Consider the following 25,548-nt stretch of genomic DNA (forward strand, 5'->3'; position numbering starts at 1 on the left):
ATACAGGCAGGGAGCCCAGACCCGTGAAAATCCTGACCGCAGGCGCAATCGCCGCGATTCTGCAGGGCATCGCGTTGCCCGCACTGGCTGATATCAATGTCGGTGCCTACCTTGCAGCACGGCAAGCACGCTACCTCAACGATTTCGACGCCGCCGCGCAGTATTACACTCAGGCGCTGACCCGCGACGCCAGCAACCCCGTCATCCTCGAAAGCACCGCGATTGCTTTCATGGCACTTGGCGAGATCGACCGCGCCGTGCCGGTCGCCCGCCAGATCGAGCAACAGGAGCTGCAAAGCCAGGTCGCCTTCATGGCCCTCATCGCCGAAGATGTGGCAGCCGGCAACCATGACGCCGTGATCGAACGGATCGAGGCCGGCAAGGGCGTGGGCCAACTGGCCGATGGCCTCGTAATGGCCTGGACCGAACTCGCCCGCGGCGATGTCGACGCGGCCCTCGCGCGCTTCGACGAGGTCTCCGAGGAACGCGGCCTTAAGAATTTCGCCCTCTATCACAAGGCGCTGGCTCTCGCCTCCGTTGGCGATTTCGAGGCAGCCGAGGCTATCTTTTCCGGTGGCGACGATGACGCACCCCTGCAACGCACCCGCCGTGGCACCCGCGCCTGGGCCGCCGTGCTAAGCCAGCTGGAACGCAACGACGAGGCCATCGCGCTTCTGGATGACGCCTTCGGCGCCAATGCGGATCCCCAGATCCTCGCCCTCCGGGCCGAGCTTGAAACCGGCCTGCCCGTGGCCTTCGACATGATCTCCGGCCCCAAGGACGGCGTGGCAGAGGTGTTCTTTTCCATCGGTCAAGCCTTGTTGGGCGACATGGGCGATGACTATACCCTGCTTTACGCTCGAGTGGCGCAGTACCTTAACCCAGACCACGTCGATGCTATCCTGATGTCGGCGGAACTGCTGGAATCGCTCGAACGCTACGAGTTGGCCACCGAAACCTACAAGAGCGTCCCGCGCGATCATCCGTCTTTCACCGCCGCCGAGATGGGCCGCGCCGAGGCCCTGCGCCGGGCGGACAAGATGGACGCCGCCATCGAGGTGTTGGAACAGCTGCGCGACTCGCACCCCGAACTGCCCATGGTGCATGTCGCCGCCGCAGACCTTTATCGCCAGAGCGAACAATACGGCAAGGCAGTCACCGCCTATGACAACGCCATCGACCTTCTGGGCGAGGCACAGCCCGGCCATTGGTTCGTCTACTATGCCCGCGCTATCAGCCATGAACGGCAGGATGAATGGCCCGAGGCCGAGGCCGATTTCCGCAAGGCGCTGGAACTGAACCCCGAACATCCGCAGGTGCTGAACTACCTCGGCTATTCGCTGGTCGAGAAACAACAGAAGCTGGACGAGGCGCTCGACATGATCGAACGCGCCGTCGAGGCGCAGCCCGAGTCTGGCTACATCGTCGACAGCCTCGGCTGGGTCCTTTACCGGCTGGGCCGCTACGAGGAATCCATTGGTCACATGGAACGCGCCGCCGAGCTGATGCCGGTGGACCCGGTGGTCAACGACCACCTCGGCGACGTGCTTTGGGCCGTGGGCCGCGAGGTCGAGGCTCGGTTTCAATGGAGTCGTGCGCTGTCCTTCGTCGACAAGGAAAACCCCTCGCCCGATGTGGATCCCGACCGGATGCGCCGCAAGCTCGAGGTCGGCCTCGACGTTGTCTTGCAAGAAGAAGGCTCGCCCCCGCTGGAGGTCGCGGATGACGGCGGCTGAGGGCTTCGCCCCGGCCAAGGTAAACCTGACGCTGCACATCACCGGGCAGCGCGACGATGGCATGCACCTTCTCGACTCGCTGGTGATGTTCGCCGATGTGGGCGATCACCTGACGGTCTCGCTCTCCGACACGCCGCACCTTTCGCTCAGCGGCCCGATGTCCAAGGGCGTGCCGGACGGGCCAGACAACCTCGTTCTGAAAGCCGCCGACCTGATGGGGGTCAGTGCCGATATCACGCTAAACAAGCTTCTGCCCCATGCCGCGGGCCTTGGTGGCGGCTCGTCGGACGCAGCCGCAACCCTGCGCGTGCTGTCGCGCCTGACCGACACGCCCATGCCCGCCGATGTCACGCCGCTGGGTGCCGACGTGCCCGTCTGCCTCGGCAACAGCGCTGCGCGGATGCAGGGGATCGGCGAAAAGATCACGACGGCGCACGACCTGCCCTGCCTGAACGCGGTCCTGATCAACCCCAGCGTGCCCATGCGCACGCCCGACGTCTTTGCCGCCGTCGGTCAGAAGAACAACACGCCCATGCCCCCGGACCTTCCGGCCAATCTCAGCGGGATCGAATTCATCGACTGGCTTCGTGGCATGCGCAATGATCTGGAATATGCGGCCATCGGGCAGACGCCTGTCATCTCGCAAGTGCTGGGTGCGCTCAGCGTGACGGCGGGCTGCCGCATGGCCCGCATGACAGGCTCGGGTAGCAGCTGCTTTGGCCTCTACACCGGCGAGGAAACCGCCCGCGCCGCCGAGGGCCGCCTGAAAGAGGAAAATCCGGGCTGGTGGATCACCGCCACCCGCCTCAACGCGCATCCCTGAGAATGCGTCCTAGCGGATGCGCGCCACCACGTAATCCGACAGCGCCAGCAGCATCTCCCGCACCGGATGTTCAGGCAGTTGCGCCATCGCCGCATTCGCCTTTGCCGTCCATTCCAGCGCGTCGGCCCGCGTGGCCTCCAACGTGCCGTGCTTGTTGAGCAACCTAAGCGCCTCGTCCAGGTCGCCGTCGCGCTGGTCGCCCTTCTCGATGGTCCGCGCCCAGAACGCCCGCTCGCTCTCGTCGGCCAGCGCCACCGCCTTGATCACCGGCAGGGTCAGCTTGCGCTCCCGGAAATCGTCGCCCACGTTCTTGCCCGTGGCCTTGGCATCACCCTGGTAGTCCAGCAGGTCATCGACGATTTGGAACGCAATGCCCAGCGCGTCACCATAATCGAAAAGCGCCTGCCCCTGGTCGTCCGCTACCCCTGCGATCACGCCGCCCACCTCGGTCGCCGCCGAAAACAGCGCCGCGGTCTTGCCGCGAACGATCTGCAGGTAGATATCCTCATCCGTCTTCAGGCTGCGCGACGCGGTCAGCTGCAGCACCTCGCCTTCGGCAATCGTTGCCGCCGCGTTCGACAGGATGTCCAGCACCGTCAGCGACCCGGTCTCCACCATCAGCTGGAACGCGCGTGCGAACAGGTAATCCCCGGTCAGCACGCTGGACTTGTTGTCGAACAGCAGGTTCGCCGTGGGCCGTCCGCGCCGCTGGGCGCTTTCGTCCACCACGTCGTCGTGCAACAGCGTCGCGGTATGGATGAACTCCACCGTTGCTGCCAGCTTCACGTCGTCCTCGCCGACATAACCGCACAGATCCGCCGCCGCCAGCGTCAGCATCGGGCGCAGGCGTTTGCCCCCCGCCTCGACCAAATGCGCTGTCACCTCGGGGATGCGCGGCGCGTGACGCGACGCCATGCGCGCACGGATCAGGCTGTTCACCGCGTCAAGTTTGTCCTCGAAATGCGAGGCCATTGCTTCGTGCGGTTTGGTAGCGGCGTGGTCCAGTCCCATCAAACTCCCGTCACTCAGGCTCGACAATGCGCGTCCGGTGTCCTTAAGTCATCCCCATGAAGCATCTTCTCAGCACCACCGACCCGACCGTGATGGCTTTCGCCAAGGCTTTGCTTCAGGGCGAGGATATAGACTGCTTTGAATTGGACGTAAACATGAGCATCCTCGAAGGCGGCATCGGGATTTTCCCCCGCCGCTTGATGGTCAGCGAGGAAGATTACTTTCCCGCGCGCCAGACCCTTGAGGACAACGGTATAGAGGTCGAGGCACGCTCGTGACGCTTGAGACCACCTGCGACGATTTTCTCGGTGGCGGGCTGAAAATCCTGCAGCCCCAGGCCGGCTATCGCGCCGGCATCGATCCCGTGCTGCTGGCCGCCAGCATCCCTGCCAAGCCGGGCGAGACCGTGCTCGATCTCGGCTGCGGCGTCGGCGTCGCGGGGCTTTGTCTGGCCCGGCGCGTGCCCGGCGTTCACCTGGTGGGCCTGGAGCGCCAGCCTGCCTATGCCGAACTCGCCCGGCAAAACGGTGCAGCGAACGCCCTGCCGTTCGAGGTGGTCGAAGGCGACCTGTCCGCCATGCCCGACACTCTGAAAGAGCGCCAGTTTCACCACGTTCTAGCCAACCCGCCCTATTTCGACCGCGCTGCCAGCACGGCGGCCACCGATCCGGGCCGCGAAGGGGCCATGGGCGAGGATACTCCCCTCGCCGCCTGGGTCGCCGCCGCCGCCAAACGCACCCGGCCCAAGGGCACCACAACCTTCATCCAGCGCGCCGACCGGCTGCCAGAGCTTCTGTCCCACGCCGCGCGCCACCTCGGCAGCCTCCAGCTTCTGCCACTGATTCCCCGACCCGGCCGCCTTGCGCGGCTGGTCCTTTTGCGCGGCCGACGCGGCGGACGCGCCGCATTTCGGCTGCATGACGGCTGGTGCCTTCATAATGGGCAAAGGCACGTTAACGATTGCGAAAACTACACATCGGCAACGGCTTGCATACTGCGCGACGGCAAGGAAATGCCTTTCCCGGACTAATTTAAGCAAGTTGCAGCTAATTCCCGCCGTCGGATTTTGCGTTCGCAGCGTGACAGACCATATCTTTTATGCTGCACTATCCCGTGCACACAAAAAGAGGAGACGCATTCATGGCTTTGAGTTCACATGTCGAGGAACTGAAAAAGAAACACCAAGCTCTCTCGGAACAGGTCGAAGCGGCACAGCGTGCCCCGGGAATGCCCGACCTAGAAATCTCAAGCATGAAAAAGCAGAAACTCCGACTGAAAGAAGAGATTGAACGACTGACCCATTAGCATGTCACGCAATGACTGATCGGGATGCGCCCTCGCGGCGCATCTCGTCATCAATCGGGCACCAGCGGTACCATTTCCAGCTTCGCCGTCGTCTCGAACCCCTTGGCGGTTTCGGCCAACATCCATTCTCGGAATACCTTGATCTGAGGTTTGTCCTCGGCGCCCCTGCGACAGACAAAGCGAAACTGGGCGCCCGCGCTTACCGCTTTACCGTAGGGCGCAACCAGCCTGCCTTCCATCAGGTCCTTGATCACCAGGGCCCGGCGCCCCAGCACCACGCCGACGCCCGCAAGGGCCGCATCCACCGCGTGGTCACCTTGCGAAAACCTCGGACCGTGCGGCGCGACCGGCGTCATGCCCATCGCACGGAACCATGCCGCCCAATCGGTCGCCGGATCCAGAAAATCGATCGACTGGTCGACGATCAGCACCGCGTCGCGCAGGCTTTCGATCGTCGGATACCGTTCGGCCAGCGCGGGTGTCATCATCGGCGTTACCCACTCCTCGGCCAGCGGCAGCGAATACAACCCTTTGTCCGCCCCGTGACCGAACCGGATCGCCACGTCCACCTCGTCGCGGGCAAAATCCATCAGCCGCAACGACGCCGTGAACCGCAGCTCGATCTCGGGATGCGCTTGGGCAAACTCGTATAACCGTGGCGCCAGCCATTTCGCGGTAAAGGCCGGCCCGGCGGTGACTGTCAACGTGCTGTTGTCCAGCCCCCGCCGGGTCGCCATCCAGGCCGCCGACAGCGCCGAGAACCCGTCTCGGCACCCCGGCGCCAGTGCCGCGCCCGCCTCGGTCAGTTCCACTGCCCGGTTCAGCCGCCGGAACAGCGCCGCGCCCAGATGCTCCTCCAGCGACTTGATCTGGAACGACAGCGCGGCCGGCGTCACGTTCAATTCCGCCGCCGCCTTCTGAAAGGACATGTGCCGCGCCGCACATTCGAACGCGCGCAAGGCAGTCAACGGGGGTAGACGATCGCTCATTTCACTAAAGTATTACTTAACTGAAGCCGTAAAAAGTCTCGATTGTGGTCTTTTCTGCAAAGACGCATATTCAATCCAGTCAAGTTTCCCTGAAAGGATCAGCCATGATCGAAACAGCCACCGATGCCAAGACCCGCGATGCCTATCGCGCCGCGCACTACGAACGAAGCCGTGCTTTTGGCGAGCTACTCAACTGGCTGGGCCGCAAGACACCTTCCAGATGATCGTTGCAGGTCTCTGGAAACAGAAAGGGCCGGTTCCCCTGACCGGCCCTTTCGCTTTTCGTGGATGCATAACCCTCAGACGAAGAATTGCGCCCCGTTGGCCGAGATGGTCGAACCGTTGATGAACCCGGCATCGTCCGACGCCAGGAATGCCACGCAGCGAGCGATCTCTTCCGGCTCACCCAGTCGACCCGCCGGGATCTGACCAATGATCGATTCGCGCACGTTTTCGGGCACCGCCATCACCATTTCCGTCGCGATATAGCCCGGACAGACCGCGTTCGCGGTGATCCCGGCGCGCGCGCCTTCCTGCGCCAGCGACTTGATGATGCCAAGATCACCCGCCTTGGTCGCGGCATAGTTCACCTGCGCGAACTGCCCCTTCTGACCGTTGATCGAGCTGATGACGATCACACGGCCGAACTTGCGCTCGCGCATGCCGGGCCAGACCGGGTGCACGGTGTTGAACACGCCCGTCAGGTTGGTGTCGATCACGTCCTTCCACTGGTCCGGCGTCATCTTGTGGAACGGCGCATCGCGCGTGATGCCCGCATTGGCCACCACCACGTCGATCGGCCCCAACTCAGCCTCGACGGTTTCGATCCCGGCCTTCGAGGCGTCGTAATCGGCCACATTCCACTTGTAGGTCTTGATGCCGGTCTCTTCGGTGAACTTCGCCGCGGCTTCGTCGTTGCCCGCATAGGTGGCAGCAACCTCGTAGCCCTCTTCCTTCAGTTTTTTCGAAATGGCCTCGCCGATACCGCGGCTACCGCCGGTCACAAGGGCAACTCTCGCCATGGGAATCCTCCAGTCTTTCTGTCCAGTGTTGGTTTTCTTGGAAACTTTGCTACTCATCATGCGCGCAAAGCGCAACATTGTTGCGCGATTCTTTTTGCCGCGCGGCACTCATCCGCCGTTCAGGTACGCTTCCGCGTCTTGCTCCCCCAGAGCCCACGTATCGCGCAGCTTTTGCGGGTCGGTAAAGTCGATCTTGTCCGCGGGCGTTTCCTCGGACGGCCAGACATAAACGCGGCCCGGCACATCCGGCAGTTTCTTGTAGGGCCGGGTCAACAGCACCAGCGTCTCGCCTTCGTCGGGGTCGGGCAGCGGGGCCTGGTCTGCCATGCCGCCATCGACCACGCGCTGGTCGCCCCAAAGTGGCGGCTCGAACACCGGCGGGATCACCGCAGCGGCATTGATCAGTTCCACCAGCCGCCCGTCGCGAGCCGCCTGGTTGGCATCGACCAGTTGCGAGGTCAGGCCCATTTTCTCGGCCCAGTCGAAATGCGGGCTGCCCACGATATGCAGTTCCGCCTCATAGGCCGCGGCCAGCGCAGTGCCCGTCATTGTCGGATGGTCGGTCGAGGGCGGATGCGCAATCTGGATCTGGAAGGCCGGACCATTCGCGACCCGCTCCTTGGCCGCCTCGTCAAGAACTGTCTCGACCACATCGCAATAAATGCGCTGGTGTGGCGTGATGCCTTCCTCGTCTGCGGCAAACAGATCGAGGTTGTGGTCGCGCTTCTCGAACGCGTCGCACATCACCTCCAGCAGCCGATCTTCGATCCCGGCAATCCACGCCGCGCCGGCCATCGCGCCGCCGCTCACCCCAGTCACCCGCTCGGGCGTAAACTTGCGCACCTGCTCCAGCCGCGTCAGGAAACCGCCCTGCCAGAAACACCGCAACCCACCGCCGGAAAACACGATCTGCGGGGGATTGTCGGGCAGCTTCATGCAAATGGCCTTTCGGGAAATCACATGGAAAAACAGGCCCCGCAGGGCCTGTTTTCTATTTCGGTATCAGGTACTTACGGACGCTCGATGCACATCGCGACACCCATGCCACCACCGATGCACAGCGTGGCGAGGCCCTTCTTGGCGTCGCGGCGCTTCATCTCGAACAGCAGGGTGTTCAGAACGCGGCAGCCCGAGGCCCCGATGGGGTGGCCGATGGCGATGGCGCCGCCGTTCACGTTCACGATCGACGGGTCCCACCCCATGTCCTTGTTCACGGCACAGGCCTGCGCGGCGAACGCCTCGTTGGCTTCTACCAGCTCCAGGTCGTCGACGCTCCAACCCGCCTTTTCCAACGCCTTGCGGCTGGCATGGATCGGGCCCACGCCCATGATCGACGGGTCCAGTCCGGCCGTTGCGTAGGAGGCGATCCGCGCCAGCGGCTCGATCCCGCGCTTCTCGGCATTCTCGGCACTCATCAGCAACACGGCCGCCGCACCGTCATTGAGGCCCGACGCGTTGGCCGCGGTGACCGACCCATCCTGCGTGAAGGCCGGGCGCAGCTTCTGCATGCCCTCTATCGTGGCGCCGTGGCGGATGTATTCGTCCTTGTCGACGACCGTCTCGCCCTTCCGGGTCTTGACGGTGAACGGGATCACCTCGTCATCGAACTTGCCCGCCTTCTGTGCCGCCTCTGCTTTGTTCTGGCTGGCGACGGCGAACTCGTCCTGCTGGTCGCGCGTGATCTGCCACTTGTCGGCGACGTTCTCGGCGGTCTGGCCCATGTGATAGCCGTTGAACGCGTCCCACAGCCCGTCGCGGATCATCGTGTCAATGTATTTCATGTCGCCCATCTTGTGCCCGGCCCGCAGATGCGCGGCGTGGGGGCTGAGGGTCATGTTTTCCTGTCCGCCGGCGGCCACGACATCGGCATCGCCCAACTGGATGTGCTGCGCGCCCAGCGCCACGGCCCGCAGGCCCGAACCGCACACCTGGTTGATGCCCCAGGCCGCGCTTTCGATCGGCAGGCCGGCGTTCACATGCGCCTGGCGTGCGGGGTTCTGGCCCTGCGCCGCGGTCAGGACCTGGCCAAGGATCGTTTCCGAAACCTCGGCCTTGTCGATGCCCGCGCGCTCGACGATGGCTTCCAGAACGGCTGCGCCAAGGTCATGGGCCGGGGTGTTGGCGAACGCCCCGGAGAAAGAGCCGACAGCGGTGCGTGCTGCCGAAGCGATAACTACATTGGTCATAGTGTCCTCCACCAATTCTTTCTGGCCGAGGAAAAAAGGGCAGCATGCCTGATGCGGCCCCCGGATTCCCCGCATTACGCAGGGTGTACCGCAGTCGCCGCAACGCGGCAACTGTAGCCGTTGTCACAGGTCAGGCCGTCGCCGCCGCCTGAGCCGTTGCCAGCCATGGCGGCTGTACCGTGGGCGCACCGAAGTAATAGCCCTGAAGGCAATGCACCCCGATATTCTGCAGGAATACGGCGTCGTTGGGCCGCTCCACGCTTTCGGCCACGGTGACCATGTCGAACTGTTCGGCGATGGCGATCAAGGCCCGCGTCAGAACCTGGTTGTCCGGGTTGTCCGCGATTCCGCGTATAAAATGCCCGTCGATCTTGAGTATGTCGAAATAGAAATCCTTGAGGTACCGGAACGAGGTGAACCCGGCCCCGAAATCGTCCAGCGCGAAACTGATGCCCTTCTTCTGCAGATCCGCCATGAAATTCACCACCAGCTCGGGCACCAGCATCGCCGAGCTTTCGGTGATCTCGAGGATCAGTCGCTCACCCAGCGTCGGGTCTTGCCCCAACCCGCGTTTCAGCGTCCGCATCCAGCGCGGGTAGCCGATGGACCGCGCCGACATGTTGATCGACAGGCGGATATCAGGATACTCGCGCAAGGTGCGGATTCCCTTTTCAAGCGACAGGCAGTCGACGATGCGGCCCGTCTCGGTCGCTTCGATCGCGTCGATGAATTCGCGCGCCGGGATGATCCGGCCCGTTTCGTCCAGCACCCGTGCCAATCCTTCGTAAAACGCCGGCCTGTCCTGCCGCCCGGACGGCACCACGGCCTGATAGGCCAGCATCATTTGGCCGTGTCGCACCGCCTCCTCGACCATCTGGATCACCGACTGGTCCCGCGCCGACACGGCGTAGGACAAGGGGTTGTGATGCCCCGTTGGCACGGTCGCCCACTTCAATCTCTTTTCACCCATGAATCTCTCCGTACTCCACCGCTGCCCAATAAGCGCCACGCAGCCTAAGGAATTGTTAAACCGGGCATTTGAGTCATACTGTCCGCAACAGGCGAAACCGGGGGGCTTGAAGGATGGAAAGATGCGGCTGGGTCGGCACCGATCCGATTTACGAGGCCTACCACGACACCGAGTGGGGCGTACCCGAATGGGACAGCCGCGCGCTGTGGGAAAAACTCATTCTCGACGGCTTCCAGGCCGGTCTCAGCTGGATCACCATCCTGAAGAAGCGCGACAACTTTCGCGCGGCTTTTCAAGGCTTTGATCCGAACCTCATCGCGACCTGGGGCGAGGATGACGTGCAGCGCCTTTTGGACGATGCCGGCATCATCCGCCACCGCGGCAAAATCGAGGCCACGATCACCAACGCCCGCGCCTGGCAGGCAATCGAGGCCGAACAGGGTTTTGATTCCTACCTGTGGTCCTACATGGGCGGGGCCCCGCTTCAGAACCGCTGGGCCAGCCTGGCCGAGGTGCCCACCGAAACCGAAATATCCCGCGCAATTTCGAAAGATTTGAAGAAACGCGGCTTCAAATTCTGCGGCCCCACCATCGTCTATGCCTTCATGCAGGCCGTGGGCATGGTCAACGACCACGTCCTCACCTGCCATCGCCACGTCCCTGTTGCAAAAATGGCCACGTCGCCGCGCTGAACTTTGACCGCGCGAAAGCTTGCCCCCGCCGCCCCTGTGGCCTAGACCGGATCCGAAGATTTCAGGGGAGGCCCAAATGACCAAGTTCGACAAAAGCAAACTGCCCAGCCGCCACGTGACCGAAGGGCCCGCCCGCGCGCCACACCGCTCGTATTACTACGCGATGGGCATGACCGAGGAGGAGATCCACCAGCCCCTCGTCGGCGTCGCCACCTGCTGGAACGAGGCCGCGCCCTGCAACATCGCGCTGAACCGCCAGGCCCAGGCCGTCAAGGGCGGCGTGAAAGAGGCGAAGGGCTCCCCCCGCGAATTCACCACGATCACCGTCACCGACGGCATCGCCATGGGCCACGAGGGGATGCGCTCGTCGCTCGCCTCCCGCGAGGCCATCGCGGATACCGTCGAGCTGACCATGCGTGGCCACTGCTATGACGCCATCGTCGGCCTTGCGGGCTGTGACAAGTCGCTGCCCGGCATGATGATGGCGATGGTCCGCCTCAACGTGCCATCGGTCTTCATCTACGGCGGCTCGATCCTGCCGGGCAAAGCCCCCCAGATCGACGAGATCCCCGAGGAATTCCGCACCCGCGACCTGACCGTGCAGGACATGTTCGAGGCCGTGGGCTGGAACCAGAACGGCACCATGTCCGACAAGGCGCTCGACGCGCTGGAACGCGTCGCCTGCCCCTCCGCCGGCGCCTGCGGCGGTCAGTTCACCGCCAACACCATGGCCTGCGTGTCCGAGGCGATCGGCCTTGCCCTGATGAACTCTTCCGGCATGCCCGCGCCGTACGAGTCGCGCGACCAGTATGCCGAAGCCTCCGGTCGCGCCGTCATGGACTTGCTGGAGAAAAACATCCGCGCCCGCGACGTGGTCACCCGCAAGTCGATGGAAAACGCCGCGCGCGTCGTCGCCTGCACCGGCGGCTCCACCAATGCCGGTCTTCACCTGCCCGCCATCGCGCATGAGGCCGGGCTCGAGTTCTACCTCGACGACGTCTGCGAGATCTTCCGCGACACGCCCTATTTCGTCGACCTGAAACCGGGCGGCCAATACGTGGCCAAGGACCTTTACGATGCCGGCGGTATCCCCGTGGTGATGAAGGAGCTGCGCAAGGCGGGCCTCATCCACGAGGACTGCATGACCGCCACCGGGCGCAGCATCGGCGAAGAACTCGACCGCATCGAGCGCGAGGCCGACGGCAAAGTGATTTATTCCATCGATGCGCCCCTCACCAAGACCGGCGGCGTCGTCGGTCTCAAGGGCAACATCGCCCCGCAAGGCGCCATCGTGAAGGTCGCGGGCATCGCCCCCGAGCACCAGGTCTTCACCGGCCCGGCCCGCGTTTTCGAGTGCGAGGAAGACGCGTTTGCCGCCGTGCAAAAGCGCGAATACGAGGAAGGCGAGGTTATCGTCATCCGCAACGAAGGCCCCGCCGGCGGCCCCGGCATGCGCGAGATGCTGGCCACCACCGCCGCGCTCTCGGGGCAAGGCATGGGCAAGAAGGTCGCGCTCATCACCGATGGCCGCTTCTCCGGCGCGACGCGCGGTTTCTGCGTGGGGCACGTGGGCCCCGAAGCGGCCCACGGCGGCCCAATCGCGATGCTGAAAAATGGTGACATGATCACCATCGACGCCATCAAGGGCGAGCTTTCTGTCGATCTCGGCGATGACGAACTTGAGGCACGCAAGAAAGACTGGCCCGGCCCGCGCGAGACGATCTACGCCTCCGGCGCGCTCTGGAAATACGCCCAACTCGTGGGCGAGACCTACAAGGGCGCAGTAACGCACCCCGGCGCCGAAGCCGAGCGTCACGTCTACGCGGACCTCTGACCCTGTCCGTGCGCGCACTTCGACCGATCTGGCTGGCGGCCCTGCTCTGGCCGCTAGCCGCCTGTGACGACGTGGGGCTCGGCACTGCCGACGAGCCCAACGTGGTCGAGGCGCTGGCACTCTATTACGGCGCGGTCGTGGTGCGCGGCCCCCGCGGCTATTGCGTCGACGCAGGCAACGTCCGCCGCCAGCCTTCCAGCCGTCTCGTCTTCCTCGGCAGTTGTGAATCGCTCAGCGGCGAGCCGGGCGTTACCGTGCCGCTGGCTCTGATCGCGGTCAACGTGGCGGGCAAGCAGCCGGGCCGCGCCCAGCCCACCGCCGCCACCATCGCCGCCAGCGCCGCCCCGAAAAAGCCGTTGGCCGCGGTAGATATCGACGGACTTGCGCTGGTGCACCTCGATGCGGGCGGCGAACTGGCCCTTCCCGGCGGTGACCCGCGCTACTGGCGCGGCGGCATGGTCATCAACGACCATTTCGTCAGCCTCGCGGTCTACTCCCCCGCCGGCAGCAGCCTTGCCGGCGCGTCGGGCCGCCGCTTCATCACCGATCTCGCCCGCACCCTGCGGAGCGCCAGCGCGCAGTAACCCAAGGCAATCAATGGATTGTTTCCAAACGCGGGTTAATGATATGACAATGTCTCAGGGGCAAACTGTGGCAGAACCAACCGGAATCGATCCACGCATATGGGGCTGAAACGTTCAGGACTGGATTGGCTGGCCCATCGGCGCGACCTGCGGCGGTGGCGGCAAACCGTGCGGGACGCCACGTCGATGACGCTGGGACAGCTTCGCGCCGAACGCTCCGAGGCGCGGAAACTGCGCTATCATCTCAACGAGTTGATCAGCCTTGCCGACAACCGCCTTGCGTTGCCGATGATCGGCTCCCACGCGTTTCCCAAGCCGCATGGCACCGACTGGTCCTGGCGCCCCGCGATCTGGCGCGAACCCTTGGCAGTGCCCGGGCGCTCCTCGGTTCTCAGCAAGACGCAATTGGGGCGCGAGCTGACACTGTTTCACGACTGCCAACAGTCCGAACTGTCCCTGCGCCAACTGCGCAACACCCGCGAGGCCGACCTCGCACCCTTCGGCCTGCGCATGGACGTCTTCAGCTTTGACGGCTCCTTCCTGTCGCTCGTGCTGGATCTGCCTGAGGCTGCGGTATCGGGGCTGCAATCGCGCCATCTCATCCGCATGGACACCATCGTCGAGATGGAAAAGCCCCTGGAGATCTTCGCCCGGCTGAACATCAAGCACGGCCCGAACACCGAACAGATCGTGCGTGAATTGCCGCTGCACGAAGAGGAAATCATGGTCGAATTCGACCTCGCCTATTCCAAGCTGAACGAAAAGCGCATCGAACGGGCCTGGGTCGACCTGATTTTCGAGAACCCGCAGATGAGCCAGGTCATCCTGCGCGACCTTACCTTCAGCCGCCGGCCACGCGCGGAATTCTAGGGGGATACGGATGCAAGAGCTGACATTGACCAAGACGCGCCTCTTCGAAGGGGTCTGGGAAGGAGTCATCACCGGCGCCGGCGATCGCCGCCCGGACGTGTCGGTCACGCATCTGCAAGAGACCATCGCCGGGGTCGAGGTCGTCGAGAAACCCGGGGAACAGGCCTGGGTCCTACGGGTGCCCATCCCGGCCGACCGTATCGCCGACGGGGTGCAGACCTTCCTGATCTCCGACACCGAAACCGGCGCCGCCCTGGGCAGCTTCTCAATCGTCTCGGGCGATGCGCTGGCATACGACATCCGCGCCGAGGTGACGCTCCTGCGCGAAGAGCTCGACATGCTCAAACGCGCCTTCCGCCGGCACTGTCTGGAAACGATGTAGGTCCGCTTTGCGGACCTAAAAGACGTTTGATCTAAGGCCCCAGCGCGGAATCAGGCCGCAGGCCCCGCGCCATTGACGGGCCGCCCCCACGGCCCGGCGATTGGGTGAAGTTCGGTCCATCGCTCAATTCTTTTTCGGATTTGGCCTGGATAAAACGCTGCCGAACGACCGTCGGATCGCCGCGCCGCGGCCCGTCAATGGCGCTCGAGGCTATAGATCACACTTGTCTCGCAATGGGCTCGTTTCGAACTTTCGCAGCCATCCCAGACCGCCGGCTAGCCGTCCTTGCCCAGCTTCACTACGTTCACCGGATCCTCCGGCGCCAGTTCCTCGAAGTCGAAATTGTCCAGCTTCGCCGCCCGCTTGCCCGCGCGCTCGGCGGCGGTGGAAATCCCTTCCACGTCCCGCCGCGCCTGGTCGAAATGCGTCTCCAGCTTGCTCGCGCGTTCCAGCACCAGTTCCACGTCGCGGTGCAGCTGCCCCAGCATCTTGCGGATGGCCCCGGCCTGTTCGCGCATCCGGGCATCCTTCAGGATTGCGCGCATCGTGTTCAGCGTGGCCATGCAGGTGGTGGGCGAAACGATCCAGACCTTCTGGGAGAACCCCTCGCGCACCAGTTCCGGGAAATTGGCGTGCAGCTCGGCATAGACCGCCTCGGACGGCAGGAACATCAGCGCGCCGTCCGCCGTCTCGCCATCGATGATATACTTCTCGGAAATGTCCTTGATGTGCTTCTTCACCGAGGTCCGCAGGAACTTCGCGGCCTCGTTCAGCTCGTAATCGCTCTTGGCGTTGCGCAGCGCCTCGTAGGCTTCCAGCGGGAACTTGCTGTCGATCGCGATCGGCCCCGGTGGGTTCGGCAGGTGGATCAGGCAATCCGCCCGCCGCCCGTTCGACAGCGTCGCCTGCAACGAATAGCTGTCCGACGGCATCGCCTTGCTGACGATATCGGTCAACTGGATCTCGCCAAACGCCCCGCGCGTCTGCTTGTTCGACAGGATATCCTGAAGCGACAGCACATCCCCCGACAGCTTGGTGATATTGTCCTGCGCCTTGTCGATGGCGCTCAGCCGTTCCTGTAGCGCGGTCAGGCTGTTGGTGGTCTGCTTGGACGAGCCATGCAGCGTCTCGCGCATCCGCTCCTGCATCTCGGTCAGCGCGCGCTGGCTGCGCATCGCATTGTCCGCCAGCCGGTCCTGCATCTGCTGTTGCACGCCCGCCAGCCGCTGTTCCACCATCTGCGCCAGTTGTGTCTGCCCGCTGGTCGCCGTGTCGCTCACCACCTGGATCGAACTGCGCAAGCCCTCCTGCCCATTGGCAAGGCTCTGCACGTTCTGCCCCAGATGCCCCAACTGCTGCGCCAAAGGTTCCGTCGCGCGCGCCGTCCGCGCCGCGGCCCGCAGCGCAAGGATGACCAACAGGAGGATCAGCAGCACCACGGCACCGGCCGCCATCGCGGCCATCACCAGCGGGTCGTCCAACGTGTAAGTTGTCTCGCCAATGGTAATCATGTCCGCCCGAACAGCCGCTCGATATCGCTCAGTTTCAGTTCCACGTAAGTAGGCCGTCCGTGGTTGCACTGCCCCGAATGCGGCGTTGCCTCCATCTCGCGCAACAGCGCGTTCATCTCTTCACCGCTTATGCGCCGCCCCGACCGGATCGAGCCATGACAGGCCACCCGGCTCAGGATCGCCTCAATCTTCGCCTGAACATTCAGGCTCTCACCCATGTCGGCTAGCTCGTCCAGCACGTCGCGCAGCATCTTGTCCGCGTCGCACGGCCCCAGGATCGCCGGCGTCTCGCGCACCGCGATGCTGCCCGGCCCGAACGCCTCGATCACCAGCCCCAGCCGCGCCAGGTCCTCGGCCATGTCCAGCAGAATGCCCGCCTCGCCGCTGCTCAACTCCACGATCTCGGGGATCAATAGCGCCTGGCTGGCCACGCCGTTCTCGGCCATCTGCCGCTTCAACTTCTCGTAAACCAGCCGCTCATGCGCCGCGTGCTGATCGACGATCACCATCCCGGTCTCGGTCTGCGCCACGATGTAATTCTCGTGCACCTGCGCCCGCGCCGCCCCCAGCGGCAGCGATTGCGGCGCCACGGCGTCTTCGTGCGTCTCCACCACCTCGGGCTCGACCCGGCCGGAATACGCGCTCTGCATCTCGGCAAAGCCCGCCTCAGGTGCCTGCATCTGGTAACTCGCCGCCCGCGCCGATGCCCCGGGCCGATCCATCTGGTACACCCGTGCGCCGCCCGCCTGCGGCACCGGCTCGGGCCGCATCGCGCCCAGAGTCGCACCCGCCACCGTGGTCGACGCCCGATGTCCCGCCTCCGCCAGCGCGTGACGCAGCCCCGAGACCAGCAGCCCCCGCGCCACGCCCGGATCGCGGAACCGCACCTCGGACTTTGCCGGGTGCACGTTCACATCCACCAGTTTCGGGGCGCATTCCAGAAACAGCGCCGCCGCCGGATGCCGGTCCCGGCTAAGGAAATCGTGATAGGCCGCCCGCAGCGCGCCATACAGCATCTTGTCGCGCACCGGCCGCCCGTTAACGAACAAGTACTGCGCCACCGAGGACCCCCGCGAATAGGTCGGCAACGCGGCATAACCCGTCATCGCGATCCCCTCGCGCTCGGCCTCGATCCGTAGGGAGTTCTCGGCGAACTCCCGCCCCAGCACCTGGCTCAGCCGCCCATGCAGCGCATCGAACAGGTCGCCACTCTCGGCATCGGCGCGAAAGACCGTGCGCGGCTCGCGCCCTTCGCTCACGTCCCGCAGGGTAAAGCTGACGAACGGCTCGGCCATCGCCAGCCGCTTGATCACGTCGCCCACCGCCTGCGCCTCGGCCCGGTCGGTGCGCATGAATTTCAGCCGCGCGGGCGTGGCATAAAAGAGGTCCCTCAGCTCCACCACCGTGCCCCGGTTCAGCGCCGCGGGCTTCACCGCGCCGATGCCACCGCCCGACACCGTGATCTCGACCCCGTCAAACCCCTGCGCCCGGCTGGTGATCGTCAGCCGTCCCACCGACCCCAGGCTGGGCAACGCCTCGCCCCGAAACCCGAAGGAATGAATGTTAAGCAGGTCCGAGCCGTCGATCTTCGACGTCGCGTGCCGGCTCAGTGCCAGCGGCAGCTCGTCGGCGGTCATTCCGCAGCCGTCGTCCCGCACCCGGATCAGGGTCTTGCCGCCATCGGCGATATCCACATCGATCCGCCGTGCGCCGGCATCCAGCGCGTTCTCCACCAGTTCCTTGACCGCCGAGGCCGGGCGTTCCACCACCTCACCGGCGGCGATCCGGTTGATCGCCGTCTCCTCCAGCTGGCGGATGACAGGCCGTTCCTGGCCTATATTGGGGCTGATTTCATTCATACCCCAATACCTAGCATGGCCGCGTCCGATTCTGCTAGGTCCGACTGCGCCATTAAATGCGTCCGGCACCGCTTCTCTCGCGATCCCGATCGCCACGGAACCCAAGGCACTGGACCGCTTCGGGAACTCGCAGCGCAACGCCCTAGTTTTCCACCAAACGCCAAGCGCAGGAAAGGCCATCCCATGAAATCCGAAACCATCGGTGCCGCCACTTTCGAGACCTGGACCATCGACGAGGTCGCAGACGCCTTCGCCGCGGATGAGATCGTCCTGATCGACGTCCGCACCATCCCCGAATACGCCTTCCAGCATATCGAGGGCGCCATGCTCTTTCCGATGCCCTTCTTCGACGCGCACAAACTCCCCGGCCAGACCGACAAGCGCATCGTCCTGCATTGCGGGTCCGGCGTCCGGTCCGAAAAGATGGCCCGTGCCGCAATCGAGGCTGGCGTAGACCGCATCGCCCATATGGAAGGCGGCTTCGGCGCCTGGAAAGAGGCCGACAAACCCTACATCGGCACCTCCATGAGCACCGGCGGCCCCGAGCGCGTCAACGCCTGATCCGGGCGGGTCTCCGCCGCGCAGGCGGGCTTTGCGCTTGATGCGGCGCCGCGCCTCGCCTATTCCCGCGCCAAATCCATCGCGAGAGGCACGCGTCCCATGACCCTTTCCACGATCCGGACCATCGACAGGATCCTTCTCGGCATTGTCGTCGCCGTACTGGTCCTCACGGTCGGCATATACTTCTACAGCACGGATTTCTTCTCGCTGACCTACGCCCGCGAGGACGGGTACGTCGAATACGGCACCGCGATCTTCCTTTTCGTGGCCAGCCTCGTCCTGTTGATGAACGCGCGGTCGCTCAAGGCCCGCGGGGCCGGTCTCGCCCTCGCCTGCACCATGTTCTATGCCCTGCTCTTCTTCTTCGCCGCGGGCGAAGAGGTGTCCTGGGGCCAGCGCATCTTCGGCTGGGAAACCGGCGAAACCTTCCAGCAGATCAACAAGCAGCAGGAAACCAACCTGCACAACCTGATCGTGCCTACGCCGTGGGGCGATTTCCATCTGGCCAAGACCCTCTTCGGCCCGATCCTGACGCTAATCCTGTTGCTCTACCTCGCGGTGCTGCCCTTGCTCTACCCGCGCGTGGGCTGGCTCAAGCGCACGCTCGACCGTATCGCCGCGCCAGTCCCCGGCACCCGCCACGCGGTGCTGGCCGTCTCCGCCAGTCTGGTGATCGCCGCTATCGACGTCTCGCGCAAATGGGAAGTCTACGAACTGGTCTTCAGCCTGCTGGCCACGTCCATCTTCCTGCTGCCCCAGAACCGCGACCACACGACCTGAGACCCCGGCTCAGATGATCTCGTCCTCATCGTAAAGCGGGGCCGCTTCCATGTGCGCGGCCACCCCCTCGGCAGCATGTTCCGCCCGCGGCGTCTCGGCGATGTGAAACAGCGCCTCGCCCTCGTAGACCGCCGGCATGTTCGATCGCCCGATCACGATCCCCGCCTCTTCGCACACCACCTCGCAATCGGTCTGGCCCATCGGGTCGCTGACCGCACCCAGCACCGTGCCCGGCGCCACCGCGTCGCCGACCGCCTTGTAGCCGCGAAAGACACCGCCCACCGGGGCCCGGTACCAACTCGAAGAATTCGCCACCACCGGCACGCTGCGCCGCTTCGGCACGCCCTTGGCCCCGATCATGCCCAACCGCCGCATCACCCGCAGACAGCCGCTCACCCCGGCCCGCACCGCCAGCTCGTCGAACCGCAGCGCCTCGCCGCCTTCATATAAAAGGACATCCACGCCCTCCTCCTCGGCGGCCAGCCGCAAGCTGCCCTCGCGCAGCTTCGAGGCCATCATCACCGGCGCGCCGAACGCCTCGCCCAGTGCTCTCAGTTGTTCGTTGTCCGGCGTCAGCCGGATCTGCGGCAGGTTCGTACGATGAATCGCCGCCGAATGCAGGTCGACCCCCACATCCGACCGCCGCACCACTTCTTCCATGAAGATATGCGCCAGCCGTGACGCCATGCTGCCTTCCGCGCCTCCGGGGAAACACCGGTTCAGGTCGCGCCGGTCCGGCAGATAGCGGGAATGATTGTGAAACCCGAACCCGTTGACGATCGGCACCGCCAGCAGCGTACCCGCCATGCCCTTCAGGGGCGCAGCCCGCAACAGCCGCCGCACGATCTCGACCCCGATCACCTCGTCGCCATGAATCGCGGCCGACACGAACAGCACCGGCCCGGGCCGCCGCCCGTGGATCACGTGCACCGCAAGGTTCACCGGCGTGTGGTCCGACAGCGTGCTCACCGGCACATCCACCGTCTCACGCGAGCCGGCCTTCACCACCTGCCCCCCAATCTCGAATGCGTCCCGTTTGGCCATGCCCGGCTATGTCGCGCAAAAAAAGGGCCCTGTCCACATCCGAACAGGGCCCTCTTCCTCTGGCTATAAATATCCCGGGGAGTTTGAGGGGCAACGCCCCTCATCCCACAGATAGAGCGCGGCGCAGCCGCCCCGCTGGATCAACCCGGCAGCTTCGCCATCCGCAGATAGGGCAGCACCGTGTTGAACTCGCCGAACTTCGCCTTGGCGTCCTCGTCGCTGACCGAGGTGGGGATCACCACGTCCTGCCCCACGGTCCAGTCGGCGGGCGTCGCCACGCCCTGCCCGGCGCTGGTCTGCAACGCATCCAGCGCGCGCAGCACCTCGCCAAAGTTGCGGCCCACCGTCATCGGATAGGTCATGGTCAGCTTCAGCTGCTTGTCCGGCCCGATGATGAAGACCGACCGCACCGTGGCGCTGTCGGCGGGCGTGCGACCGTCAGGCAGATAGGCCTCAGCGGGCAGCATGTCGAAGGCCTTGGACACTTCCAGGCCGTCATCCGCGATGATCGGAAAGCCCGGCTTCGCGCCGCCGGCGGTCTCGATGTCGCCCTTCCATTTCTTGTGATCCTCCACGCCGTCGACGCTCACGCCGATCACCTTGGTGCCGCGTTTCTCCCACTCGTCGGCCAGCCGCGCGACGGCGCCGAACTCGGTGGTGCAGACGGGCGTGAAGTCCTTGGGATGCGAGAACAGGATCGCCCAGCTGTCGCCGATCCAGTCATGCAGGCTGAATTCGCCCTGGTCGGTGGTCACGGTCAGGTCGGGAATGGTATCGTTGATCCGCAGTGCCATGGGGCATCTCCTTCTTTTGCAAATCGGGTTCTTTCGCTCAACATAAGAAGGCTGCGCGAAATTAACAGCCGCCCACTTGCGGCAATCCGCCCCCTATGGTCAGGTGCGCGCGAAATGCCCACATATGCGGCTCAGACGGAAGGAATGCGACATGATCGAGAAGAAACAATTCTACATCGATGGCGCCTGGGTCGACCCGGTCGCGGGCACCGATCATCACGTCATCGACCCCTCGACCGAAGACCCCTGCGCCGTGATCTCGCTGGCCGGCGAGGCTGACTGCGATGCCGCCGTCGCCGCCGCCAAATCCGCTTTTCCCGGCTGGATGACCACCCCGGTGTCCGAGCGTATGGCCCTGGTCGAGAAACTGCGCGAAATCTACAAAGCCCGCGCCGAGGACATGGCCCGGGCCATCAGCCTGGAAATGGGCGCCCCCATCGACCTTGCCCGCGCACAGCAGGTCGGCGCCGGGTCGTCGCACATGAAGGCTATCCTCAAGGCCGCATCGGAATTCGACTGGATCGAACCCCTGGGCGATCACGCCCCCAATGACCGCATCATTCACGAGGCCGTGGGCGTCGTGACCATGATCACGCCCTGGAACTGGCCGATGAACCAGATCTCGCTCAAGGTCATCGCCGGGTTGCTGGCGGGCTGCACCATGATCCTCAAACCGTCCGAGGAATCGCCTCTCTCGGCCCTGCTCTTCGCCGAGATGATCGACGAGGCGGGCTTTCCCAAGGGCGTCTTCAACCTCGTGAACGGCGACGGCGCGGGCGCAGGCACGGCGCTCACCGGGCATCCGGATGTCGACATGGTCTCCTTCACCGGTTCCTCGCGTGCCGGCAAACTGATCTCCAAGAACGCCGCGGACACGCTCAAGCGCGTTTCGCTGGAGCTGGGCGGCAAGGGCGCCAACCTCATCTTCGCCGACGCCGACGAAAAGGCCGTCAAGCGCGGCGTCCTGCATTGCATGAACAACACCGGCCAGTCCTGCAACGCGCCCACGCGGATGCTGGTCCAGCGCGACATCTACGACCAGGCCGTCGAGACCGCTGCCGAGACGGCAAACAAGGTCGCCGTCGGCCCCGCGTCCGAGGAAGGCCGCCACATGGGACCGGTTGTGAACGAGACCCAGTTCAACAAGATCCAGGACCTGATCCAGAAAGGCATCGACGAAGGTGCCCGCCTCGTCACCGGCGGCACCGGCCGCCCCGACGGGCTCAACCGCGGTTTCTTCGTCAAGCCGACGATCTTTGCCGACGTGACCAACGACATGACCATCGCGCGCGAGGAAATCTTCGGCCCGGTCCTGTCGATCATCCCCTTCGAGACCGAAGAGGACGGCATCCGGATCGCCAACGACACGCCCTACGGCCTGACAAACTATGTCCAGACGCAGGACCCGGCCCGCGCCAACCGCTGCGCCCGCGCCCTGCGCTCGGGCATGGTGGAAATGAACGGCCAAAGCCGCGGCCTCGGCGCGCCCTTCGGCGGCATGAAACAGTCCGGCAACGGGCGCGAAGGCGGCAAATGGGGGCTTGAGGACTTTCTCGAGGTCAAGGCCGTCTCCGGCTGGACCGAAGGCGCCTGACACGGATGGAAGTCCACGCCTTCGTGTTGCATCTCATCCGGGCTTCGGCCCGGCGAGAGAACGCGCAGGCGCTGCTGGCCGACGCCCGCGAAATCGGCGGCATGAAAGGCGAGATATGGCCCGCCGTCGACGGCGGCGCGATGTCCTCCACCGACTTGTCGGCCAGTGTCGGCGCCGCGCTGTTCGATCCGGCATACCGGCCTGCGCCCGGCGATGATCTACCCATCGGGCCTTGTTGATATCGGGGAAGAGCTTGACGGGCCTGACACCCGACCCGACGACCAAGCCTGGACCGAGAAGATCACGCGCGAATATCACCGCGCGAGGTACGCAGCGAGCGTGTCACGAATCTCACGCCTCAGCACGGCCCCCACTAGCGGCGGTTTCGCAAGGGACGCACAGCACGACTGATCCAACCGGATCGACCGCCAACGCCCCACAACCGCGCGTATCATTCACCGTTCAGGGGGCGGCGCAGATACCTTTTCCCCTCCGTCAAAACCCACTACACAGCTCGAATGAACAGCACCCCCGATATCACGCAGGCCGCCTTCGTGCCCGAGACCGTGCACAAGCGCGATATCTTTTCCGAGACCATCTCCGGCCACCTCGAAGGCCACCCCGACATCGCCGTCGTCCTGCGCAAGCTCGACACGGTGCCGCTCTACGCCCGCCCCCTATCGCGTTGGCTCGCCGGCCGCGAAACCCGCGGGTTGCGTGCAGTGCAGGGAATCGAAGGCTGCCCTACCCTGATCCGCGCTGACCGCGTGGGCCTTTTGCGCAGCTGGACGCAAGGCACGCCCCTGCAACTGGCCAAACCCACCGATCCGGAATGGTACCGCGACGCCAAGCGCCTGCTGCGAGAGATGCGGCGCGCCGGCGTGACCCATAACGACATCGCCAAGCCGCAGAACTGGCTGATGACGCCCGAGGGCCGCGCCGCCGTAATCGACTTCCAGCTTGCCTCGGTCCACCCGCGCCGCGGCAAACTCTTCCGCCTCAAGGCCCGTGAGGACCTGCGCCACCTGCTGAAACAGAAACGCGCCTACGCGCCAGACCTGCTCACGCCTTCAGAGCATCGGATGCTGACGCAGAAATCCCTGCCCTCTCGTTTGTGGATGGCCACCGGCAAGCGGCTCTACAATTTCATCACGCGCCGCCTGATGAACTGGTCCGACGGCGAAGGGACCGAGGACCGGCTGGACCGCGACGGTCCCGCCCTGCGCAAGGCTCTCCTTGCCGATCCGCAGATCACCGACGTCGCCCTTTGCACCTTCGCCCTGCCCGCCAAGGGCGTCGGCCTCTACGCCTTCGTCGAAACGCCGCTTTCGGCGGCCGAGGTCACGAAACTGGCCCCCGCACCAAAGCCCGAGCACATCCAGACCGTGCCGGCCCTGCCCCGCCACGCCGACGGCACCCCCCGTCTCGATGCCCTCACGCTGGTGGCCACCAACCGGCTCGACGAACTGGAACAGCTTCAGACGGGCGACCCGGATCTCGCCACCACGCTCCACCCCATCGTCGCGCAGCGCCTCAACCTGACCGACCGCGTCCTGCGCGCCTGACAATGTGCCGCCCGCCCGATGAGCCGTTATTCTGGCTGACACGTGTGGCGACGTTCCTGTTCGCGATGTGGCTGGCCCGGCGTTGACCGCGTTGCCCTTAGCCCGGTTTCACTGTTCCAAAAATACTCAGGACCAACGGCCCGGTCCGGGCGCACCGCCCGCCTCAGAACGCTGCTTTCTGGCGAAACACCATCCCAGCCCCTCCATCCGGGTGCCGTAGCCGCAGTTCCTCGGAATGCAGCATCAGCCGCTCATGGTCCAGCGCCGCACCCTCGGCATAAAACGGATCCCCCAGGATCGGATTCCCCAAGCTCAGCATATGCACGCGCAGCTGGTGGCTCCGCCCGGTCTTCGGCATCAGCCGCATCCGGGTCTCGCCCTCGCCATATCGCTGCACCCGCCAGTCCGTCACCGCCGCCTTGCCGGTCTCATGGCACACTTTTTGCCGGGGCCGGTTCGGCCAATCCACGATCAACGGCAGGTCAACCGTCCCGGTCCGCTCCTCGACCCGGCCCCAGACCCGCGCGGTGTAGATCTTCTTCACCTGACGTTTTTCGAATTGCAGGCCAAGATGCCGCTGCGCATGGGGCGTCAGGGCAAACACCATCACGCCCGATGTGTCCCGGTCCAGCCGATGCACCAGCAGCGCCATCGGAAACACATCCTGCACCCGGGCCAACAGGCAATCGGCCAGGTGTTCGCCCTTGCCGGGTACGCTCAAAAGGCCGGGCGGCTTCGCCACGACAAGGATCTCGTGATCCTCGTGCAGCACGTCCAGCGGCGTCATCGGCGGGTTGTAATCGGACATGGCCCGCCGCATACACCAGCTCCGCCAGCCATGCCAGCCCAGCCCGCTCTTCGAACCTTCCGACCGCTTTCGCGGTTCTCGAAATACTTCCGCCGGAAGAGATTGCCGAAGCTTGCATCGGTCACGTCAGAACGGGCGATGAAGCTGTCGATGCCTACAAATGTTCAACTTACTTGCCCAAGCGCACACCCTTGATGAAAGAGTGGGCAAACATTCTTACCGGCAATTCCTGAACAAAACGTAAACGTGGCTTAAATCATTCGCTGTTAAGGTGATTGCATCCAACGAAATAGAGGACATGCATGACCGATAAAATATTAAGGCAGAAAGATATTCAGGAACTGACCGGGCTCAGCCGCTCGACGATGTACAGACATATCAACGCTGGCACATTTCCAGCACCCGTAAAGTTGACCGAGCGCCTTATCGGATGGCGCCACAGCGCGATTTCTGAGTGGGTCGCGGATCGCCAGGCGTTTGCCTTCGTATGTCCCACGAACGTCCGGCATTAAGTGCCGGGCGGCTCTTTACGGCCCATTGCGGCGGTTGGTCAGCCAGTCTGGTGCCGCGGCGCAGCTTCACCGAAGCAGCCATTCGCTGCACGTGCATCATCCCGCTTCAGGTTGAC

Annotated in this window: 27 protein-coding genes; 16 read left to right on the forward strand and 11 right to left on the reverse strand. The window is 64.5% G+C overall.

Annotated features, from left to right (window positions below; all coding sequences use genetic code 11):
* Nucleotides 1-23: 23 nt before the first annotated feature.
* Entirely contained in the window at nucleotides 24-1,736 is a 1,713-nt protein-coding gene (locus tag PVV74_RS16650; RefSeq protein WP_274593995.1) for a tetratricopeptide repeat protein, read from the forward strand.
* Nucleotides 1,723-2,559: a 4-(cytidine 5'-diphospho)-2-C-methyl-D-erythritol kinase gene (locus tag PVV74_RS16655; protein WP_274593996.1), complete on the forward strand. Its 837-nt coding sequence runs from the start codon at nucleotides 1,723-1,725 to the stop codon at nucleotides 2,557-2,559. The genes PVV74_RS16650 and PVV74_RS16655 overlap by 14 nt, the downstream gene beginning before the upstream one ends.
* Nucleotides 2,560-2,568: 9 nt before the next feature.
* Here the strand turns inward: PVV74_RS16655 and PVV74_RS16660 are convergent, their stop codons facing one another.
* The gene (locus PVV74_RS16660; protein ID WP_103764665.1) at nucleotides 2,569-3,570 is read right to left on the reverse strand and encodes a polyprenyl synthetase family protein; all 1,002 of its coding nucleotides are present in this window, start codon (nucleotides 3,568-3,570) and stop codon (nucleotides 2,569-2,571) included.
* A 56-nt stretch (nucleotides 3,571-3,626) separates the two neighbouring features.
* Here PVV74_RS16660 and PVV74_RS16665 point away from each other — a divergent pair, with 56 nt between their 5' ends.
* From PVV74_RS16665 to PVV74_RS16675, 3 genes are all read left to right on the forward strand, one after another.
* The gene (locus PVV74_RS16665; protein WP_103764664.1) at nucleotides 3,627-3,848 is read left to right on the forward strand and encodes a putative signal transducing protein; all 222 of its coding nucleotides are present in this window, start codon (nucleotides 3,627-3,629) and stop codon (nucleotides 3,846-3,848) included.
* On the forward strand, nucleotides 3,845-4,600 hold the full coding sequence (locus tag PVV74_RS16670) for a tRNA1(Val) (adenine(37)-N6)-methyltransferase (protein WP_274593997.1): 756 nt from the start codon (nucleotides 3,845-3,847) through the stop codon (nucleotides 4,598-4,600). Before PVV74_RS16665 ends, PVV74_RS16670 begins: the two co-directional genes overlap by 4 nt.
* Nucleotides 4,601-4,710: 110 nt before the next feature.
* Nucleotides 4,711-4,875: a YdcH family protein gene (locus PVV74_RS16675; RefSeq protein ID WP_103764794.1), complete on the forward strand. Its 165-nt coding sequence runs from the start codon at nucleotides 4,711-4,713 to the stop codon at nucleotides 4,873-4,875.
* A 50-nt stretch (nucleotides 4,876-4,925) separates the two neighbouring features.
* Here the strand turns inward: PVV74_RS16675 and PVV74_RS16680 are convergent, their stop codons facing one another.
* The 5 genes from PVV74_RS16680 to PVV74_RS16700 form a co-directional block, all read right to left on the reverse strand.
* Nucleotides 4,926-5,864: a transcriptional regulator GcvA gene (locus PVV74_RS16680; protein WP_103764663.1), complete on the reverse strand. Its 939-nt coding sequence runs from the start codon at nucleotides 5,862-5,864 to the stop codon at nucleotides 4,926-4,928.
* 299 nt (nucleotides 5,865-6,163) lie between these two features.
* Nucleotides 6,164-6,886, reverse strand: coding sequence for an acetoacetyl-CoA reductase (gene phbB / locus PVV74_RS16685; RefSeq protein ID WP_274593998.1), 723 nt, complete (start codon nucleotides 6,884-6,886; stop codon nucleotides 6,164-6,166).
* 108 nt (nucleotides 6,887-6,994) lie between these two features.
* Nucleotides 6,995-7,822: a patatin-like phospholipase family protein gene (locus PVV74_RS16690; RefSeq protein ID WP_274593999.1), complete on the reverse strand. Its 828-nt coding sequence runs from the start codon at nucleotides 7,820-7,822 to the stop codon at nucleotides 6,995-6,997.
* A 74-nt stretch (nucleotides 7,823-7,896) separates the two neighbouring features.
* Nucleotides 7,897-9,072: an acetyl-CoA C-acetyltransferase gene (locus tag PVV74_RS16695; RefSeq protein ID WP_103764660.1), complete on the reverse strand. Its 1,176-nt coding sequence runs from the start codon at nucleotides 9,070-9,072 to the stop codon at nucleotides 7,897-7,899.
* 130 nt (nucleotides 9,073-9,202) lie between these two features.
* The gene (locus tag PVV74_RS16700) at nucleotides 9,203-10,042 is read right to left on the reverse strand and encodes an EAL domain-containing protein (RefSeq protein ID WP_103764659.1); all 840 of its coding nucleotides are present in this window, start codon (nucleotides 10,040-10,042) and stop codon (nucleotides 9,203-9,205) included.
* Nucleotides 10,043-10,155: 113 nt separating this feature from the next.
* On the opposite strand from PVV74_RS16700, the gene PVV74_RS16705 reads away from it, so the two are divergent.
* The 5 genes from PVV74_RS16705 (at nucleotide 10,156) to PVV74_RS16725 (ending at nucleotide 14,404) form a co-directional block, all read left to right on the forward strand.
* Entirely contained in the window at nucleotides 10,156-10,734 is a 579-nt protein-coding gene (locus PVV74_RS16705) for a DNA-3-methyladenine glycosylase I (protein ID WP_103764658.1), read from the forward strand.
* Nucleotides 10,735-10,810: 76 nt separating this feature from the next.
* Nucleotides 10,811-12,568: a dihydroxy-acid dehydratase gene (gene ilvD / locus PVV74_RS16710; protein WP_103764657.1), complete on the forward strand. Its 1,758-nt coding sequence runs from the start codon at nucleotides 10,811-10,813 to the stop codon at nucleotides 12,566-12,568.
* Between the two features lie 8 nt (nucleotides 12,569-12,576).
* Complete coding sequence (locus PVV74_RS16715) at nucleotides 12,577-13,152, forward strand: hypothetical protein (protein WP_274594000.1); 576 nt, start codon at nucleotides 12,577-12,579, stop codon at nucleotides 13,150-13,152.
* Between the two features lie 99 nt (nucleotides 13,153-13,251).
* Complete coding sequence (locus PVV74_RS16720; RefSeq protein ID WP_103764655.1) at nucleotides 13,252-14,022, forward strand: DUF6478 family protein; 771 nt, start codon at nucleotides 13,252-13,254, stop codon at nucleotides 14,020-14,022.
* A 10-nt stretch (nucleotides 14,023-14,032) separates the two neighbouring features.
* Nucleotides 14,033-14,404: a hypothetical protein gene (locus tag PVV74_RS16725; protein ID WP_103764654.1), complete on the forward strand. Its 372-nt coding sequence runs from the start codon at nucleotides 14,033-14,035 to the stop codon at nucleotides 14,402-14,404.
* Between the two features lie 275 nt (nucleotides 14,405-14,679).
* On the opposite strand, the gene PVV74_RS16730 is transcribed toward PVV74_RS16725, so the two are convergent.
* Together PVV74_RS16730 and mutL are read right to left on the reverse strand one after the other, a co-directional pair.
* Complete coding sequence (locus PVV74_RS16730; protein WP_274594001.1) at nucleotides 14,680-15,915, reverse strand: DNA recombination protein RmuC; 1,236 nt, start codon at nucleotides 15,913-15,915, stop codon at nucleotides 14,680-14,682.
* Entirely contained in the window at nucleotides 15,912-17,774 is a 1,863-nt protein-coding gene (gene mutL, locus PVV74_RS16735) for a DNA mismatch repair endonuclease MutL (RefSeq protein ID WP_274594002.1), read from the reverse strand. The genes PVV74_RS16730 and mutL overlap by 4 nt, the downstream gene beginning before the upstream one ends.
* A 183-nt stretch (nucleotides 17,775-17,957) precedes the next feature.
* Here mutL and PVV74_RS16740 point away from each other — a divergent pair, with 183 nt between their 5' ends.
* Both PVV74_RS16740 and PVV74_RS16745 read left to right on the forward strand, forming a co-directional pair.
* Nucleotides 17,958-18,335 carry a rhodanese-like domain-containing protein gene (locus PVV74_RS16740; RefSeq protein WP_103764651.1) on the forward strand — a complete coding sequence of 126 codons (378 nt, stop codon included), beginning with the start codon at nucleotides 17,958-17,960 and terminating at the stop codon, nucleotides 18,333-18,335.
* A gap of 99 nt (nucleotides 18,336-18,434) precedes the next feature.
* Nucleotides 18,435-19,115, forward strand: a complete 681-nt coding sequence (locus PVV74_RS16745; protein ID WP_274594003.1) for a hypothetical protein — start codon at nucleotides 18,435-18,437, stop codon at nucleotides 19,113-19,115.
* A 9-nt stretch (nucleotides 19,116-19,124) separates the two neighbouring features.
* On the opposite strand, the gene PVV74_RS16750 is transcribed toward PVV74_RS16745, so the two are convergent.
* Nucleotides 19,125-20,159, reverse strand: a complete 1,035-nt coding sequence (locus PVV74_RS16750) for a succinylglutamate desuccinylase/aspartoacylase family protein (RefSeq protein WP_103764649.1) — start codon at nucleotides 20,157-20,159, stop codon at nucleotides 19,125-19,127.
* A gap of 140 nt (nucleotides 20,160-20,299) precedes the next feature.
* Nucleotides 20,300-20,953 carry a peroxiredoxin gene (locus PVV74_RS16755; protein WP_103764648.1) on the reverse strand — a complete coding sequence of 218 codons (654 nt, stop codon included), beginning with the start codon at nucleotides 20,951-20,953 and terminating at the stop codon, nucleotides 20,300-20,302.
* A 151-nt stretch (nucleotides 20,954-21,104) separates the two neighbouring features.
* Between PVV74_RS16755 and PVV74_RS16760 the strand changes: the two genes are divergently transcribed.
* The 3 genes from PVV74_RS16760 (at nucleotide 21,105) to PVV74_RS16770 (ending at nucleotide 24,112) form a co-directional block, all read left to right on the forward strand.
* The gene (locus PVV74_RS16760) at nucleotides 21,105-22,547 is read left to right on the forward strand and encodes an aldehyde dehydrogenase family protein (protein ID WP_274594004.1); all 1,443 of its coding nucleotides are present in this window, start codon (nucleotides 21,105-21,107) and stop codon (nucleotides 22,545-22,547) included.
* A 5-nt stretch (nucleotides 22,548-22,552) separates the two neighbouring features.
* Nucleotides 22,553-22,786 (forward strand): hypothetical protein, encoded by a 234-nt coding sequence (locus PVV74_RS16765; protein WP_274594005.1) that lies wholly within the window; start codon nucleotides 22,553-22,555, stop codon nucleotides 22,784-22,786.
* Nucleotides 22,787-23,065: 279 nt separating this feature from the next.
* Nucleotides 23,066-24,112: a phosphotransferase gene (locus PVV74_RS16770; protein WP_274594006.1), complete on the forward strand. Its 1,047-nt coding sequence runs from the start codon at nucleotides 23,066-23,068 to the stop codon at nucleotides 24,110-24,112.
* A gap of 163 nt (nucleotides 24,113-24,275) precedes the next feature.
* Here PVV74_RS16770 and PVV74_RS16775 read toward each other — a convergent pair whose 3' ends face one another.
* A complete protein-coding gene (locus PVV74_RS16775; protein ID WP_103764793.1) occupies nucleotides 24,276-24,920 on the reverse strand; it encodes a pseudouridine synthase in 645 nt (214 codons plus the stop codon).
* 302 nt (nucleotides 24,921-25,222) lie between these two features.
* On the opposite strand from PVV74_RS16775, the gene PVV74_RS16780 reads away from it, so the two are divergent.
* Nucleotides 25,223-25,432 (forward strand): helix-turn-helix transcriptional regulator, encoded by a 210-nt coding sequence (locus PVV74_RS16780; protein ID WP_274594007.1) that lies wholly within the window; start codon nucleotides 25,223-25,225, stop codon nucleotides 25,430-25,432.
* Nucleotides 25,433-25,548: the final 116 nt, after the last annotated feature.

Source organism: Roseovarius sp. SK2 (assembly GCF_028807495.1).
In the GTDB taxonomy this organism is placed as follows: domain Bacteria; phylum Pseudomonadota; class Alphaproteobacteria; order Rhodobacterales; family Rhodobacteraceae; genus Roseovarius; species Roseovarius confluentis.